This window comes from Sinorhizobium terangae (assembly GCF_009601505.1).
GTDB classification, from domain to species: Bacteria; Pseudomonadota; Alphaproteobacteria; order Rhizobiales; family Rhizobiaceae; genus Sinorhizobium; species Sinorhizobium terangae.
The window spans coordinates 24252-38233 of sequence record NZ_WITC01000106.1 but is presented as its reverse complement, the minus strand read 5'-3'; the positions used below and the strand labels follow the sequence as shown (position 1 = coordinate 38233).

Annotated in this window: 14 protein-coding genes and 1 pseudogene; 9 read left to right on the top strand and 6 right to left on the bottom strand. The window is 61.9% G+C overall.

Annotated features, from left to right (window positions below; genetic code table 11):
• Positions 1-329: 329 nt before the first annotated feature.
• The 5 genes from GHK62_RS24790 to GHK62_RS24770 all read right to left on the bottom strand — a co-directional run bounded on the left by GHK62_RS24790 (position 330) and on the right by GHK62_RS24770 (position 5021).
• A complete protein-coding gene (locus tag GHK62_RS24790) occupies positions 330-1361 on the bottom strand; it encodes an IS110 family RNA-guided transposase (RefSeq protein ID WP_153441690.1) in 1032 nt (343 codons plus the stop codon).
• A 255-nt stretch (positions 1362-1616) separates the two neighbouring features.
• Positions 1617-2099: a DUF302 domain-containing protein gene (locus GHK62_RS24785; protein WP_153441689.1), complete on the bottom strand. Its 483-nt coding sequence runs from the start codon at positions 2097-2099 to the stop codon at positions 1617-1619.
• Between the two features lie 36 nt (positions 2100-2135).
• Positions 2136-3395 (bottom strand): MFS transporter, encoded by a 1260-nt coding sequence (locus GHK62_RS24780; protein ID WP_153441688.1) that lies wholly within the window; start codon positions 3393-3395, stop codon positions 2136-2138.
• A gap of 83 nt (positions 3396-3478) precedes the next feature.
• Positions 3479-3973 carry a cupin domain-containing protein gene (locus GHK62_RS24775; protein WP_153441687.1) on the bottom strand — a complete coding sequence of 165 codons (495 nt, stop codon included), beginning with the start codon at positions 3971-3973 and terminating at the stop codon, positions 3479-3481.
• A gap of 112 nt (positions 3974-4085) precedes the next feature.
• On the bottom strand, positions 4086-5021 hold the full coding sequence (locus GHK62_RS24770; RefSeq protein WP_153441686.1) for a LysR family transcriptional regulator: 936 nt from the start codon (positions 5019-5021) through the stop codon (positions 4086-4088).
• Positions 5022-5196: 175 nt separating this feature from the next.
• On the opposite strand from GHK62_RS24770, the gene GHK62_RS24765 reads away from it, so the two are divergent.
• The 9 genes from GHK62_RS24765 (at position 5197) to GHK62_RS24725 (ending at position 13635) form a co-directional block, all read left to right on the top strand.
• Positions 5197-6027, top strand: a complete 831-nt coding sequence (locus GHK62_RS24765) for a 3-hydroxybutyrate dehydrogenase (protein ID WP_153441685.1) — start codon at positions 5197-5199, stop codon at positions 6025-6027.
• Between the two features lie 26 nt (positions 6028-6053).
• Positions 6054-7139: a patatin-like phospholipase family protein gene (locus GHK62_RS24760; RefSeq protein ID WP_153441684.1), complete on the top strand. Its 1086-nt coding sequence runs from the start codon at positions 6054-6056 to the stop codon at positions 7137-7139.
• Positions 7140-7489: 350 nt separating this feature from the next.
• Positions 7490-7759, top strand: coding sequence for a BufA1 family periplasmic bufferin-type metallophore (locus GHK62_RS24755; RefSeq protein WP_153441683.1), 270 nt, complete (start codon positions 7490-7492; stop codon positions 7757-7759).
• 35 nt (positions 7760-7794) lie between these two features.
• Positions 7795-8826, top strand: a complete 1032-nt coding sequence (gene bufB, locus GHK62_RS24750) for an MNIO family bufferin maturase (RefSeq protein WP_153441682.1) — start codon at positions 7795-7797, stop codon at positions 8824-8826.
• Complete coding sequence (locus GHK62_RS24745) at positions 8813-9613, top strand: HvfC/BufC family peptide modification chaperone (protein WP_153441681.1); 801 nt, start codon at positions 8813-8815, stop codon at positions 9611-9613. Before bufB ends, GHK62_RS24745 begins: the two co-directional genes overlap by 14 nt.
• Entirely contained in the window at positions 9610-10083 is a 474-nt protein-coding gene (locus GHK62_RS24740) for a DoxX family protein (protein ID WP_153441680.1), read from the top strand. The genes GHK62_RS24745 and GHK62_RS24740 overlap by 4 nt, the downstream gene beginning before the upstream one ends.
• A gap of 3 nt (positions 10084-10086) precedes the next feature.
• On the top strand, positions 10087-11397 hold the full coding sequence (locus GHK62_RS24735; RefSeq protein WP_153441679.1) for an NAD(P)/FAD-dependent oxidoreductase: 1311 nt from the start codon (positions 10087-10089) through the stop codon (positions 11395-11397).
• Positions 11398-11399: 2 nt separating this feature from the next.
• Entirely contained in the window at positions 11400-13322 is a 1923-nt protein-coding gene (locus GHK62_RS24730; RefSeq protein ID WP_153441678.1) for an adenylate/guanylate cyclase domain-containing protein, read from the top strand.
• Positions 13258-13635 carry a DUF3307 domain-containing protein gene (locus GHK62_RS24725; protein WP_153441677.1) on the top strand — a complete coding sequence of 126 codons (378 nt, stop codon included), beginning with the start codon at positions 13258-13260 and terminating at the stop codon, positions 13633-13635. Before GHK62_RS24730 ends, GHK62_RS24725 begins: the two co-directional genes overlap by 65 nt.
• Before the next feature lie 109 nt (positions 13636-13744).
• Here GHK62_RS24725 and GHK62_RS34500 read toward each other — a convergent pair.
• Positions 13745-13861: pseudogene (locus GHK62_RS34500) on the bottom strand (IS30 family transposase); the annotation flags it as partial.
• Between the last annotated feature and the right edge of the window lie 121 nt (positions 13862-13982).

Sequence of the window (13982 nt, the reverse complement as noted above, 5' to 3'; positions counted from 1 at the left end):
CGTTGTCTAATCGCATGCTCGGGGTCAAGCGAATTTCGAACACCCTACTTTGTTGCCGTGTTGCGGAGCATGCAGCGCGACATCTTTTCTTGATTGTGGGGAGCTTGCATCCTTTTTTTTGCAAACTCGTCCACTGCCGGGAGCAGGGTTGTCTCCGCGGTCGACACGCGGTCGCCGCATGATGGGTTTTCGCAGGGTGGGTCTTCCTATGTTCAAGGCGCAGTCTCGATCGAGCTACGACGGATACGACGGAATGACCCGACCCACGTCCACAGCAGGGACTCCCAGTGTCTCCTGAGCCACTGAGGCAAGGAGGCCAGCTTTTTCGCTTATGCGGGATCGCCAGCCAATGCGTTGAACACTTCGCCGGTTTTAAGCATGCTGTGCATGATGACGGCAAGCTTTCGCGCAACGGCAACCGCTGCACGCCTGAAGCCCAAGCGCTCACGCAGCTTCAGCCCCCATGTTTTGAGACTGCATTCGGCGCGGCGACTGGTTCTCGTGAGGAGGACGGTCGCCGCCTCGTAAAGTAATCCCCGCAGCTGACCGTCACCTCGTCGCGAGATATGGCCATCATAGTCGATCTCGCCCGACTGATAGCGCCGCGTCGTCAGCCCGAGCCAGGCGCCGACAGAGCGCGACGTCCGGAAGTTTACAGGATCCTCGATCGCTGCAATGTAGGAGACGGCCGTGACAGCGCCAACACCCGGAATCGTCATCAGAAGCTTTGTAGCCTGGCTCTCCCTCGCCGCTCCGAGCACCTGATGATCAAGATTGGCGGCATGCCTGCGTATGTCGCGCCACGCCTCGAGCAGGGGCAATACAACTAGCTCCAGTCCAGCATTTCCATCCAGCAGTCCCCTCACATTGGCATCAAATACCCGGCCCGCCCCCTTGGGCACGATGAGACCGAACGTCTTCATCAGGCCGCGTATCTGGTTGCTGAGCTGCTTGGAGATGCTCAAAAGCTGATTGCGCGCCGCCACCAGTGTGCGTGTTAGCATGCTATCGAAAGCCTTTACTCGAACTGCCTTGTAAAAGCCGGCTTCGGCCAACTGCGCCAAGCCATCCGCATCATTGGCGTCAGTCTTGTTGAGCGTCTCATTCAGCACCTTTTGCGCGTGCCGAGCTTCTATACAAATCGCGGGAAGCCCTTCGGCTGTCAGCGCATGATAGAACCACGTCGATAATGGGCCGGTCTCGAATACAACTCGTTTTGCTTGCGGGGCATGCTTGGAAATCATCTGAGCCAGAGCCTTTGGATCAGAAGGACATTTCCCTCGCCAGACCCGTTTCCCATCCTGCCGGATTGAGATCGCAGTATCTTTCAACGAAACATCAAGCCCAATATATTGGTCCATGGTTGCCTCCATTTGATGTTGGGCCCGGTTCCAATCGTGAGCCCGTATTTCCATCTTACCGGGGGCAACCACCCATGCCAGCTATTGCCGAGAGAAGGGTTACGGGGTGAACCGCCCGCGATTACCCCATGTTCAAGGCGAGCTCCCAATGGCCGAGGCCCTCTCATCGAGTGCCTTCACGCCCGTCGATGGAGACGTGCAGAAGCGCTCGCCGGCTCCTGGAGAAGGAGACGAGGACGAGCGCTCTGGCCGCATCTATTCCTTAACGATTGCTGTGACAGCTTCGACCACCTGCGACGCCATGGCGAACTCGCGGCCCCGACTCGAAATTCGATGGCGTTTTGCGATCCAGTCAAAATCGGTGTAGGCGGCGTAGACGGATCCGTCCTTCGCCTGATACACGAGGACCCGAACTGGCCAGTCAAGTCCGGCGAGCGGATTGGCGGTAATAAAGGTCGTGCCAAGCGCCGGATTGCCGAACATCACCAGGCGCGACGGACGCACCTCGTTGCCTGCGGCGTTGCCGAGCTTGGCCTGGTCGATGACGCCGAAGAGGGTGATCCCTTTTTCCTCGACGCTGCGCCTGATGCGGTTCACCGTCTCGCTGACCGAATAGCGGCTCTTGACCGTGACTATGCCGTCCCTGTCTGCGGCCTCTGTCGTCGAAACTTGAGCCGATGCCGTGATCGTGGTGGCGATCAGGGCGGCCAACCCTACTGCATTGCTGATCTGCATCATTGTAAAGCTCCTCTCTCTGGCCCCCAACGGGCTCCTTCAAGAATGCGGCTGTCTGCTGCGATTTGGTAATGCCGTCTCTTGTCTGTTTCGATAACTGGACCACATGGCCCGCAACGGGACGGCAAAAAGCATGGCGAGCACAAGCGTTGCGACGAGCGTCAGGACTGAAATGCTCCATCCGAACCGATCGTAGATCTGCCCGACCACCAGGCTCCCGAAGAGCCCGCCCGTGTAATAGGAAGCGAGATAGGTGCCGCTTGCTGTTGCCTTCTCACTCTCGGCGATGCGGCCGACCTGACTGGTTGCAAGCGCCTGCGCGAGAAACGTGCCGACGGCGACCATGGCAAGGCCTACAAGGACCACGGCGAGGCTGTTGCTGAACAGGGCGATGAGCCCGAGAACGGCGAGGAAGAGCGTGAGCACAATGCCGGCTCCGTCACCCAAGCGACGCGAAATCAATCCGCCGAGCGGCGTCGTGAACAGCGATGGCAGGAAAACGAAATAGACGAGGCCGAGTTGCATCGGCGAAAGCCCGAGCTCGACGAGCTGGAAGTTGACATAGGTGTAAGTCCCTATGAACACGAAGAGGATCAGGAAACCGATGGCGAGCACGCTTTGCAGCCGCCGATTGCCGAGCACCAAGCGCCAGCTCCCGTTGCTCCGCATTCGCCGGTCCGGCATCATGTGCGCCGTTCTCTTCAATGTGGTCCAGACGAGGGCCGCGCCCGCCAGGTTGAGAAGCGCGAAGGTTTGGAAGTTGATCGACAGTCCGCCGAGATCGGCAACCGCAGCCGAGAGAATGCGGCCGAAGAGGTTGCTGGCGACATTGCCGGTGACGTAGGCCGCAAGCGCGCCCGTTGCCCGCTCAGCCGGAGAATGCTCCGCAAGGTAGGCCATGGTGAGGGTGAAGGCGGTCGCCATGCACAGGCCCTGCGCCACACGCAGGCCAGCGAAGATCGCGATGTCTCGGGTTGTTGAGAGCAACACAGTCGGTACGGCAAGCAGTGCGAGACTGATCCAGATGCCGTTCCGCCGGTCCAGGTTGCGCCCAAAAATACCGACGGCAAGGCTGGCGGCCGCCATGCCGAAGGTGCTGGCATTGACTGCGAAGCCCATCGTCGCGCGGCTGACGTCGAACTGCGCCTGCAGGGACGGCAGGATTGCCTGGGTGGCGAAGAGATCGACGAGCGTCAGGAATGCTATGAGCGCAATGATGCCGAAGTGCCAGCGGTCGGCTATCGGATTTGCCAGAACGGAGACGGATACCGGCACCGTGGCGCGGTCGGGATTCGCCATCGCCTGTCCTCCTGAAGCGGGGACGTTTCCGGCCCGATGGCGGGAAACGTCCGGGTTGGGTTGATATTCGGCGTGCCGTGAGATCACATGGTGTCGGCGTCGCTGGCCATCGGCGGCAGGATATCTGCCGAATAGAGCACGGCCGGCTTCGCGCCGTTGTTCTTCCACCAATGGGCAAGATCGCCGAATTCGGCAGTGACTTCACCCGCCTTGTGTTCGATCGGGACTTTGCAACTGCTGCGATATTCCGTGATCGTGCCTTCCACGACCAGAATGTTGGCGGGACGCGCGTCGTGCGAATGCCACGGCACGATGCCGCCCGGCTGGACGACCAGCTTGCGCAGCCGCAGCGCATTCCCTTCCCACGCGCTTCCCTTCGAGGAAAGATCGATGGACGCGAGGACTTCGTCGGTCACGCCTTCAGGCGTCGTGGCGCCGGGCGCCATGGCATTTGCTGCGATCTGGTCCTTGGGGCATTCCCCGGCCATGGCCAATGGCGCCGCGAGTGTGCTTGCGAAGAGTCCGAGCGCCGCAACGGCGGCCAACGACAGACGGCCTGCGATGGATTTCTGAATCATGTCCGGTTCTCCTTGGTCGGTCCGGCCGGAGATATTCCGGCGGCACAAGGAGATTGCGGGACATTCGGCCGACAAAGAAATGCCGCCTGCTTTTGAATTCCATAGCTCAGAGCTATTGCGGGAGGGCTGAGGCGTCGGCGGCTGATCGGCGCATGTCAATGCCGGAATGCGGTGCCGCCCAGCCATAGGATTTGACTGCCCCGACGAAGGTGGCGACGGCCGGCGAGAACCGCCGGCCTGCGACAGTCACGAGGCAAACCTCCCGCGTGACCTCCGGCTCGACCACGGGCCGCACCTGCAAGCCTGGAATGACGGCACTGTATTCGGGAATGAAGCAGATGCCGAGCCCGCCGGCCACCATGTTTTGTATCCAGTCCTCCCGCTCGCTGGAGTAGGAGATCTGGGTCCTCACGCCAGAGGACTCGCACAACTCCGTGAGATAATCCCAGTATTCGCAGTTCACGCGCCTGAGATAGATCTCGCCATCGATGGCGGTAATGGGAATCGCATCGTATTGACAGAGACGGTGACCCGGAGGAAAGGCGAGCATGAACCTTTCACGAAACAGCGCGGTCACGTCGAAGCGTTCGGGGAACCGCTCGCTGCTCGCCATGATGGCCACATCTATCTCTCCTTCCCCAAGCAGTTCTGAAAGCTTGGACGGCACACCTTCGACGAGCTGAAGCTGAACGCCGCGGTGGCGCATGTTGAAGTCGGTCAGGAGGCCGGTAAACCGACGCGGTCCGATCGTGCACATGATGCCGACCTTCACATGCGCATCTTCCAGACAGAGAAAGCGTGACGCTTCCTGCCTGACGCCCGAGAGCTCGTCGAGAATCGACTGGAACCGCGGTCTCAGCAGGTTTCCGAGATCCGTGATGTGGGTCAGGTTCCGTTCCCGCCGAAACAGGAGCCCGCCGACTTCATCTTCGAGTTGCTGGACGGCACGGCTCAATGCCGGCTGGGTCACGTTGCATTTTTCGGCGGCACGCGTGAAATTTCGCGTCTCGCAAACGGCCAAGAAATACCGAACGTGGTGAATGTCCATACCCGCCCCCGCAAGGTTTTCATGTCCAGGCGGCGACTCTCCAATGCAGATGCCGCTTTCACCAATGCAATTCACCTATCGAATTCATAGCACAGTGGCATTTCAGTTGAAATGAATACAGCGCCATTCTCGCTCCGGAAGAGGCCCTTCGGCCCAAACATGAGGAGACGCGGACATGTTCAAAAGTACCGACGCTGAAATCGAGGCGATCTTCGGGCGCAGGGCGCTCGAGGGGCGCAGCGCCATCGTCACCGGTTCCACCAGCGGCATTGGTCTCGGCGTCGCCCAGGCGCTTGCCAAAGCGGGCGCGGCGGTGATGCTCAACGGCTTTGGCGATCCGGCCGAAATCGAACGGCAACGGGCCGAGATGGCGCAGGAAAACGACGTCGACGTCGCCTATGATAGCGCCGACATGTCGAGTCCGGAGGCGATCCGGATGATGGTCGAGCGCGCCGGCGCCCGCTTCGGGCAGGTCGACATCGTCGTCAACAATGCCGGCATACAGCATGTTGCCCCGATCTCCGAGTTCCCGACGGCGAAATGGGACGCGATCCTTGGGATCAATCTTTCTGCTGCGTTTCACCTCGTTCAGGCGACCTACGGGCCGATGCGCGCTCGCGGTTACGGACGCGTCATCAATGTCGCCTCGGCTCATGGTCTCGTCGCCTCGCCCTACAAGTCGGCTTACGTGGCCGCCAAGCATGGTCTCGTCGGGCTCACCAAGGTGGTGGCCCTCGAAGGCGCGGAATTCGGCATCACGGCCAATGCGATCTGCCCGGGCTATGTCTGGACGCCGCTCGTCGAACAGCAGATCGACGATCAGGCAAAATCGCACGGCATCGCGCGCGATGCGGTGATCCGCGATGTGTTCCTGAAGAACCAGCCGACCAAGCGGTTTGCTACGGTCGAAGAGATGGGGGCGCTCAGCGTCTTCCTGTGTAGCAACGCTGCCGCCTCCATCACCGGCACGGCGATCCCCGTCGACGGTGGATGGACGGCCCATTGATTGTCGCAGCGAAGAGGAGCAGAGCCATGAACGAGCACACGAAAGTGGACCTGCCGGCGCCCGCCGATCAGGAAAGACCTATCATGGCCGATGTGCGTACGGCACGAACGATAAACCTGGCGCTTCAGGGCGGCGGTGCGCACGGCGCCTTTACCTGGGGTGTGCTCGACCGGCTGCTAGACGAGCCGCACCTCTCCTTCGAAGGCATTGTCGCCACCAGTGCCGGCGCGATGAACGCCGCCGTCTTGGCCTATGGGCTTGCGGAAGGCGGGCGCAGCGGCGCGCAGAAGGCGCTCGCCAATTTCTGGCGCCGCATCAGCCACGCGGCAGCCTTCAGCCCGCTGCAGCCGAGCTTGCTGGACCGCGTAACCGGATCGAAGTCATTGGAGTTTTCGCCGGCCTTTGTCATTTTCGATATGGTGACGCGGCTGCTCTCGCCCTATCAGTTCAATCCGCTGAACTATAATCCGTTGCGCCAGGTCCTCGAGCAATCGATCGACCTTGACGCGATCCGCATGTCCCGTTGTCCGGTGAAGCTCAACATCTGCGCGACAAACGTGCGCTCCGGCAAGGTCAAGGTGTTTTCCAATGACGAGATCACGATCGACGCCGTGATGGCTTCGGCTTGTCTGCCGTTCCTGTTTCAAGCCGTCGAGATCGACGGAGAAGCCTATTGGGACGGAGGCTACATGGGAAACCCCGCCATTTTCCCGCTGATCTACGGCTGCGATACTCCTGATGTGCTGGTGGTGCATATCAATCCGCTGGAGCGAACGGAGTTGCCGCGGACCGCCGCCGAAATCCTGAACAGGATCAACGAAATCAGCTTCAATTCGTCGCTGCTCAGGGAGATGCGTGCAATCGCCTTTGTAACGCAGTTGATCGATTCCAACGCGGGTAATTCCCTCGGGCTCAAGCGCATCTTCGTGCACGGCATTTCCGACGATGAGACGATGAGAAACCTCAGCGTATCGAGCAAGCTTAATGCCGAGTGGGGAGCCCTCGTAGACCTCCGTGATCGCGGCCGACAATGCGCGGAGGACTGGCTGATGGCGAACTACGATGCAATAGGGAAGCGCTCGAGCGTCGATATCAGTACGCGTTATCTCTAGAGCGGTCTGAAGCGATTTCCGCCCGCATCCGCTCTAGAATCGATCACGTTTATGATTTTGGGTCGATTCGACCCAAAATCATCGTGATCTAGGGCGTTCGACGCCCGAACCAATCCCAGCGCGTCGCCACGGAGTGCGCGCAAGCTCTCTTTGCCATCTCCCTCCCGATGGCAGTCTTGCCCCCCAACCGGGGGGCTTTTTTTCGTCTCGGGTGCGTCCATCGCCGACGGATAGTTCGGCCTATCGAAACCATGCCTGAACAGCATTTCAAACAGCTCGAGCGGTCTGCGAAGCTTCTCAGCATCAGGCCGATGTGCGGTCTGAACAACGTCAGATCCAGGAGATGTTCAATGATCTACACGCGTACGCTCATCAGTTCCGCGCTTGCGGCGATCGCCTCCGTCTCGGCTTCCACGGCCTCGGCAGGACCGGCCGCCCAGCCCGACTACTCGTTCGAGAAGTGCTACGGCATCGTCAAGGCGGGGCAGAACGACTGCCAGACGGCAACCCATTCCTGCGCGGGGACCTCGACGATGGACGACCAGGCCGATGCCTGGATCTATGTGCCTGCCGGCACCTGCGGAAAGATCGCCGGCGGCAGCGACGCCCCGAAGGCCTGACGGCCCGCGACAGCAAGCAAAAAGGGAGTAGACCGATGCCCAAGACGTTTCCAACCCACCCGATGCCGTGCGCTGCGGGCATCGGCCTCCGTTCCATACACATTGCCGAGATGCTTTCCCGCAGGCCCGCTGCAGGTTGGCTGGAAGTCCATGCCGAAAACTACATGGGCCAATCAGCAGCCGTGGATGCGCTTGAGAAGCTGCGCGAAGTCTATCCGCTTTCGGTGCACGGCGTCGGGCTGTCGCTCGGCAGCGCCTCGGGTCTCGACCGAGCGCATCTGGAGCGGCTGCGTGTCGTCTGCCAACGCTTCCAGCCAGCGATCGTCTCCGAACACCTTGCCTGGAGTGTCGCCGACGGCGCCTACCTCAACGACCTCCTTCCGCTCCGTTACGACGACGAGGCACTTGCCATCGTTTCCGCAAACGTTGATCGGCTGCAGGACACGCTCAAGCGCCAGGTGTTCATCGAAAACCTCTCCGCCTATCTCGCCTTCGCTGAATCGAGCATGACCGAGGCCGAATTCCTGATCGAGCTCGTCAACCGGACCGGTTGCGGCTTGCTGCTGGACGTCAATAACGTCCATGTCTCCGCAAGCAACCTCGATTTCGATGCATTGGCCTTCATCGACGCTCTGCCTGCCGACGCGATCGGTGAGATCCACCTTGCCGGCCACGCGGTCAACGAAATCGACGGCGACGTCATTCTCATCGACGACCATGGGTCGCGTGTGCCGCCGGCAGTCTGGTCGCTCTATGCCCACGCGCTCCGCAGGATCGGCCCGCGACCGACACTCATCGAATGGGACACGGATGTGCCGCCGCTCGAGGTCTTATTGGGCGAAGCGATGTGGGCCGACATGCTCGCCCGCCGGATCGCCTTCGACGAACGCCTTGAGGAGCCGCCGGTCACTGTACCGGACGGCCGTTTCGAGACCATAGGGTTGCCCGGCCGCGACGGCGCAACTGGCATCCTTTTCCCGGCGCTCGCCGCAACAGCGGCAGTCAAAGCCGCTTGCGGCACGTGCGCATCGAATAATTGCAGGAGGGACCGCCATGTCTTCCATTGAAACCCTGCAAAGTGTCGTCGCGCGTGCGGTTCTGACGACCGGGCCGGCAGATATCCTGCCACTCCTGGCACGGGGCCGTTTCGATCCCGCAAGGCGGCTCAACATCTACCGCAACAATACACTGGTCTCGCTCACGACGACCTTGAAGGCCGTCTTCCCCGTGACGGTGCGGCTGCTCGATGAACGCTACTTCAGTTATGCCGCCGGCCGCTTCATTCGGAGCAACCCGCCACAAGAGCCGCGCCTTTCCCGGTACGGCGCAGGATTTGCGCCATTTCTCGCGAACTTCGAGGGAACCGCCGATATGCCCTTCGTCTCTGAGGTCGCGCGTCTCGAGTGGAAGATCGCCGAAGCGCTCGACGCGCCGTTGGAGCGGCCAAGTACACTGATCGAGCTCTATGAGGGGCTTTCGAGTGGGTCTTTCGCGCTCTTCTTGCAGCCTTCGCTGCGACTTGTTCTTTGCCGCTGGCCCGCCCTCAGCATATGGGCGGCGCATCAGCAGGCGGGCGATCCCGACAGGCTCGCGAATCTCAACCGCGAACCGGAGCGCATCGCGCTCTGGAGACATGGCGACACCGTTCGCTTCCTGCGCCTCGACGCCGCGGAGTTTGCGTTTTGGTACGTGTTGAGGCGGGGCAGGGGACTCGAGGCTGCGGTTGCCCGCGCCTGCCGCCACTCGCCTGAGTTCGATATCGCACGAGCGGTGACAGGCCTTTTCGTCAGCGAGCTCGTCACAGGCATCCATCGCGCGAAGGAGTCTTCCAACCAGCAGGAGAGAGTGTCATGACTACAATGCGCGCAACACCGATGAGTTTTTCCAGAACGATATACAGGCTCCACGAAGCGGTCGTGGAGTGGTCGGCGGCCCTGCCGTTATCGATTGTGCAACTGGGGTCCCGCGTTGCCGTCGCGGAGGTTTTTTGGCAATCCGCCCAGACGAAGCTTGCCTCGTGGCCGGTCACGCTCCAGCTGTTCGCCTTCGAATATCGCTTGCCGCTGCTCGATCCCGGGCTGGCCGCCCTTATGGCGACGGTAGTGGAACTCAGTGGCGCGGCGATGCTCGGATTGGGACTGCTCGCGCGGCTCGCCTCACTGATGCTGCTCGGCGTCGTCGCCACCATTCAGATCTTCGTCTACCCGGATCATTGGGTCGAGCATCTGATGTGGACGAGCCTGCTCTTGCTCATCCTCTCGCGGGGCGCCGGCGTGTTTTCGGTCGATCATGTGGTCGCCCGACGCATCCGTGCCGGAGGCTGAGTGATGTCGGTAACGCCTGCTCAAAGCGGTTCCCTGCCGGGGGCGACCGGCAAGGACCAGGAGAAGCGCCGGCCGCGCGTGGTCATTCTCGGTGCTGGCTTCGGCGGTCTGAACGCGGCGATGGCGCTTCGCAGCGCGCCGGTCGAAGTCACCGTCATCGACCGGCGAAACTATCACCTGTTCCAGCCTCTGCTCTACCAAGTAGCGACCGCGGGGCTCTCGCCGGCGCAGATTGCCATGCCGATCCGCCGCATTCTTTCGCGGCAGTCGAATGCCACGGTCCTGATGGACAAGGTCGAGGCGGTCGATACCGCCGCGCGATGTGTCGTGACCGGCGGCCAGCGCATCCCGTATGACTATCTGATCGTCGCGACCGGCGCCCGCCATACTTATTTCGGTAACGACACCTGGGCGGACCACGCCCCCGGCCTGAAGACAATCACGGATGCGACGGCGATCCGCGCTCGCATCCTCTCCGCCTTCGAACGGGCGGAGGTGACCGATGATCCCCGTTTGCGTCAGAAGCTGTTGACCTTCGTCGTCGTCGGCGGTGGGCCGACCGGAGTCGAGCTCGGCGGCGCAATCGCCGAGCTCTCCCGAAGGACGATCGTTCACGATTTCCGGCGCATCGATTCATCCTCCGCCCGGGTCGTGCTCGTCGAGGCGGGTGAGCGGATACTGCCGGCGATGCCGTCCTGCCTTTCGAGAAAGGCCCAGAGACAACTCGAAAAGCTTGGCGTCGAGGTGGTGCTCGGCAATGCCGTCGCCGGCTGTGACGACAGCGGCGTACGGCTGGCCGACGGAACTGAAATCGGCTCCGCCTGCGTTCTCTGGGCCGCGGGCGTTATGGCTTCGCGCGCCGCCAAGTGGATCGGTGCGGCGGCCGACCGCGCCGGACGGGTCATCGTCGACGAGCGCCTCAATCCACCAGCACACGACGAAATATTCGTCATCGGTGACACGGCCTCGGTAACCGATGCGGCCGGACGTCCTGTACCGGGCGTAGCGCCGGCAGCCAAGCAGATGGGGCGTTATGCAGCCTACGCCATTCTCGGCGATATGGCGGGACGGCAATCGGCGCCCTTCCGCTACCGTGACTACGGCAATCTCGCGACCATCGGCCGCAAGGCAGCGGTCGCGGATTTCGGCAAGACCAGGCTCTCCGGCTATCCCGCATGGCTCGTCTGGAACTTCGCCCACCTCTGGTTCCTCGTCGGCTTCCGCAACCGCCTCGTGGTGTTTCTCGACTGGGCGGTCGCCTATGCCCGCAACGATCGCGCCGCGCGGCTGATTACCGGTCACCATGAGGCCTAGCGATGTATCGCCCGAAGCTCGCCCACGTCGTCGTCGTTCTCGTCATGCTATCGGTGCTCTCCACCGCCGCGCTTATCCATCTCATCTGGCAGCGCGCAGCCGGCGAGAGCATTGAGGAGATCGTCGCGAGTCTCGATGCCCAGACGGCGGGGTCCGTCAGGAACGACCTGTCCCGGACGTTGTCGCTCGTGTCGAGCACGGCCGAAATTGTCCGCTCCATCTTCTTCCAGGGTGCGATCAACGCCGATGATGAGGTCAAGCGCGAGTTCCTGTTCCTCTCGTTGCTGCGCGAGCAGCCATCAATCGACTGGATCGGCTTCGGCTTTCCGGATGGGCGTTTTTTCGGATCGCATGCGACCGCCGACGGCCGGATCGAGATGGTCGAAATCGGCGCCGCGAGAGCCGGCGAACTCCGTCCGTTGCGGCGCGATCTCTACCGACCGATCCCGGGCGACATCTTTTTCGAGGAGCGCAACAAGGCGGAGAGCGCCTATGTGGTACTCGGCGCCCCCTGGTATCGATTGGGCAAGGAAAACGGAGAGCCTGTCTGGACAGTCACCAATGTGCTGCCGAACGGTTTCGAGCCCGCCATGGTGCTGTCGAAGCGTGTCGTGAGCTTCGGGAAGTTTATCGGCGTCGTGATGGTGGCGGTGAGCCTCCGGCGTCTCTCCGAGGCGTTAAAGGCGCTTGAACTACCGGCGCTCGGCAAGGCATTCGTTCTTGACAGCAGCGGGCGTGTCCTTGCGACATCGCAACCCTCCGACGGCGTGATGGCGGCGCATTTTTCCGACTTTCCGGCTGCCGATGCGGTGGCGTCAGCCGCGGCCGAGGCTGTCGCGGCCAATAAGGTCGATGCCTTCCGCGTGGTAGTGCCAAACGCCTCGCTCGGGCCCGTCTTCGTGTCGTCGTCGCGCCTGCCGTTCGAGAATTGGCGCCTTGTTGCCGCCACGCCACGCTCGACCTTCGCAGGCGGCATTGACAAGAATATCCGGCGCGTAGCCTTAGTCGTGCTCGCTATGGCCGCCCTTGCCGCAGCGACTGCGGTCGGCTTTGCAAATTTTCTCTTCGCCCGCCCGCTCGCCCGGCTGGCAGCGCAATTGCGTGCGGTCGAGCGCTTTTCGCTGGAAAGCGTCCGCCATCACCCGACCTTCCTCGCCGAGCTCAACGATTTCTCCCAGGCATTGAAGCGGATGGCGGTCGGGCTTTCAGCCTTCGCCCGCTATATGCCGCTCGACGTGGTGCGACCGCTCGTCGAAGGCGGCATCGAGCCGAAGCCCGGCGGCGCGCTCTGCGAAGTGACGGTCATGTTCGCCGACCTGCCCGGTTTCACGGAACTGACAGAGAGGCTCGGACCCGGCGTCGAGCCACATCTGACGCGCTTCCTGACTATTGCGGTCGCCGCTGTCCATGCGGAGGGCGGCACGGTTGACAAGTTCATCGGGGATGCCGTTATGGCGATCTGGAACGCGCCGGGCAAGCAGCCGGATCATGCTGCCCGCGCCTGCCGCGCGGCTGTCGCGATCCGGACGGCAATGCATGACGACCCGCCGATCGCGGCAGGCGAGAACGCGGTCCGCGTGCGCATCGGCATCAATAGTGGCACGGCCCTGATCGGCAATATCGGTTCCGCCGAGCGGCTGAGCTACACGGCCATCGGCGACGCGGTCAATCTCGCGAGCCGACTGGTGAACGTGGCCAAGGAGCGCGGCGTCGAAATCGTGCTGAGCGACGCGACCATGCGCGAGCTCGGGGCAGAACCGATGACGAGACCGCTCGGGCTTGCGACGGTCCGCGGCAAGGCCAGGCCCGTTGGCGTACATACGATTGACCAGCCAAAAGTTCGATCCGCGGGAGGAAGCGATGGAAATGGCGATTACAACGGTGGCGATGCTCGCTTGCCTGCAACTCAAGCACTTTGTCGTTGACTATGTGCTGCAGCCAGCCTGGATCCTGCGCGGCAAGGGCAATTTCCGCATGATCGGCGGCTATGTGCATGCGGGCGGGCACGCGCTCGGAACCGTGCCGGCGCTGATGCTCGCCAGCGCCGGCATGACGCGTGTCGCCATTCTCGTGCTCGCGGAGTTCCTGGCTCACTATCTCATAGACTACGGCAAGGCACTGCTGTCGCGGCATAGCGGCGCCGATGCGACGACCCGGGCCTACTGGGCCATGCACGGCGCCGATCAATTGATGCACCAGCTCACCTATGCGGCGCTGATCCTGGCCGCGCTGGTGTAAGTGCCTTCATCCCTGGCGCCAAACATGCGTATCCGGCGAAGAACTCTGGCTTGCTCTCGTTCTGGAGAATGTAATCCAAGTGCAACAATGCCGTGTGAAGGGTAGGGCATCAGCTACTTTCGCGCAAATGCGCCATGAAGACTTCGGCCGGCGTGCGGTAGCCCAGGCACTTGCGCGGCAGCGCGTTCAGATGATGGACGAGAGCGATCAGCTGCTGCTGGCTGATGTTGAAGAGATTCCGGCCTAGCCTTCGATGATCGATCAGGAGGTCCTGGCTCGAAACCGTTTAACTGCATTATCTGAGTTCTGGCAGGCCTCCATGCCCAAGCGTTCCCGCATTCAGGTGG

Bases quoted from the DNA above. Each gene is read 5' to 3' on its own strand.
- GHK62_RS24790 (WP_153441690.1), bottom strand. From the start codon at position 1,361: ATGGACCAATATATTGGGCTTGATGTTTCGTTGAAAGATACTGCGATC.
- GHK62_RS24785 (WP_153441689.1), bottom strand. From the start codon at position 2,099: ATGATGCAGATCAGCAATGCAGTAGGGTTGGCCGCCCTGATCGCCACC.
- GHK62_RS24780 (WP_153441688.1), bottom strand. From the start codon at position 3,395: ATGGCGAATCCCGACCGCGCCACGGTGCCGGTATCCGTCTCCGTTCTG.
- GHK62_RS24775 (WP_153441687.1), bottom strand. From the start codon at position 3,973: ATGATTCAGAAATCCATCGCAGGCCGTCTGTCGTTGGCCGCCGTTGCG.
- GHK62_RS24770 (WP_153441686.1), bottom strand. From the start codon at position 5,021: ATGGACATTCACCACGTTCGGTATTTCTTGGCCGTTTGCGAGACGCGA.
- GHK62_RS24765 (WP_153441685.1), top strand. From the start codon at position 5,197: ATGTTCAAAAGTACCGACGCTGAAATCGAGGCGATCTTCGGGCGCAGG.
- GHK62_RS24760 (WP_153441684.1), top strand. From the start codon at position 6,054: ATGAACGAGCACACGAAAGTGGACCTGCCGGCGCCCGCCGATCAGGAA.
- GHK62_RS24755 (WP_153441683.1), top strand. From the start codon at position 7,490: ATGATCTACACGCGTACGCTCATCAGTTCCGCGCTTGCGGCGATCGCC.
- bufB (WP_153441682.1), top strand. From the start codon at position 7,795: ATGCCCAAGACGTTTCCAACCCACCCGATGCCGTGCGCTGCGGGCATC.
- GHK62_RS24745 (WP_153441681.1), top strand. From the start codon at position 8,813: ATGTCTTCCATTGAAACCCTGCAAAGTGTCGTCGCGCGTGCGGTTCTG.
- GHK62_RS24740 (WP_153441680.1), top strand. From the start codon at position 9,610: ATGACTACAATGCGCGCAACACCGATGAGTTTTTCCAGAACGATATAC.
- GHK62_RS24735 (WP_153441679.1), top strand. From the start codon at position 10,087: ATGTCGGTAACGCCTGCTCAAAGCGGTTCCCTGCCGGGGGCGACCGGC.
- GHK62_RS24730 (WP_153441678.1), top strand. From the start codon at position 11,400: ATGTATCGCCCGAAGCTCGCCCACGTCGTCGTCGTTCTCGTCATGCTA.
- GHK62_RS24725 (WP_153441677.1), top strand. From the start codon at position 13,258: ATGGAAATGGCGATTACAACGGTGGCGATGCTCGCTTGCCTGCAACTC.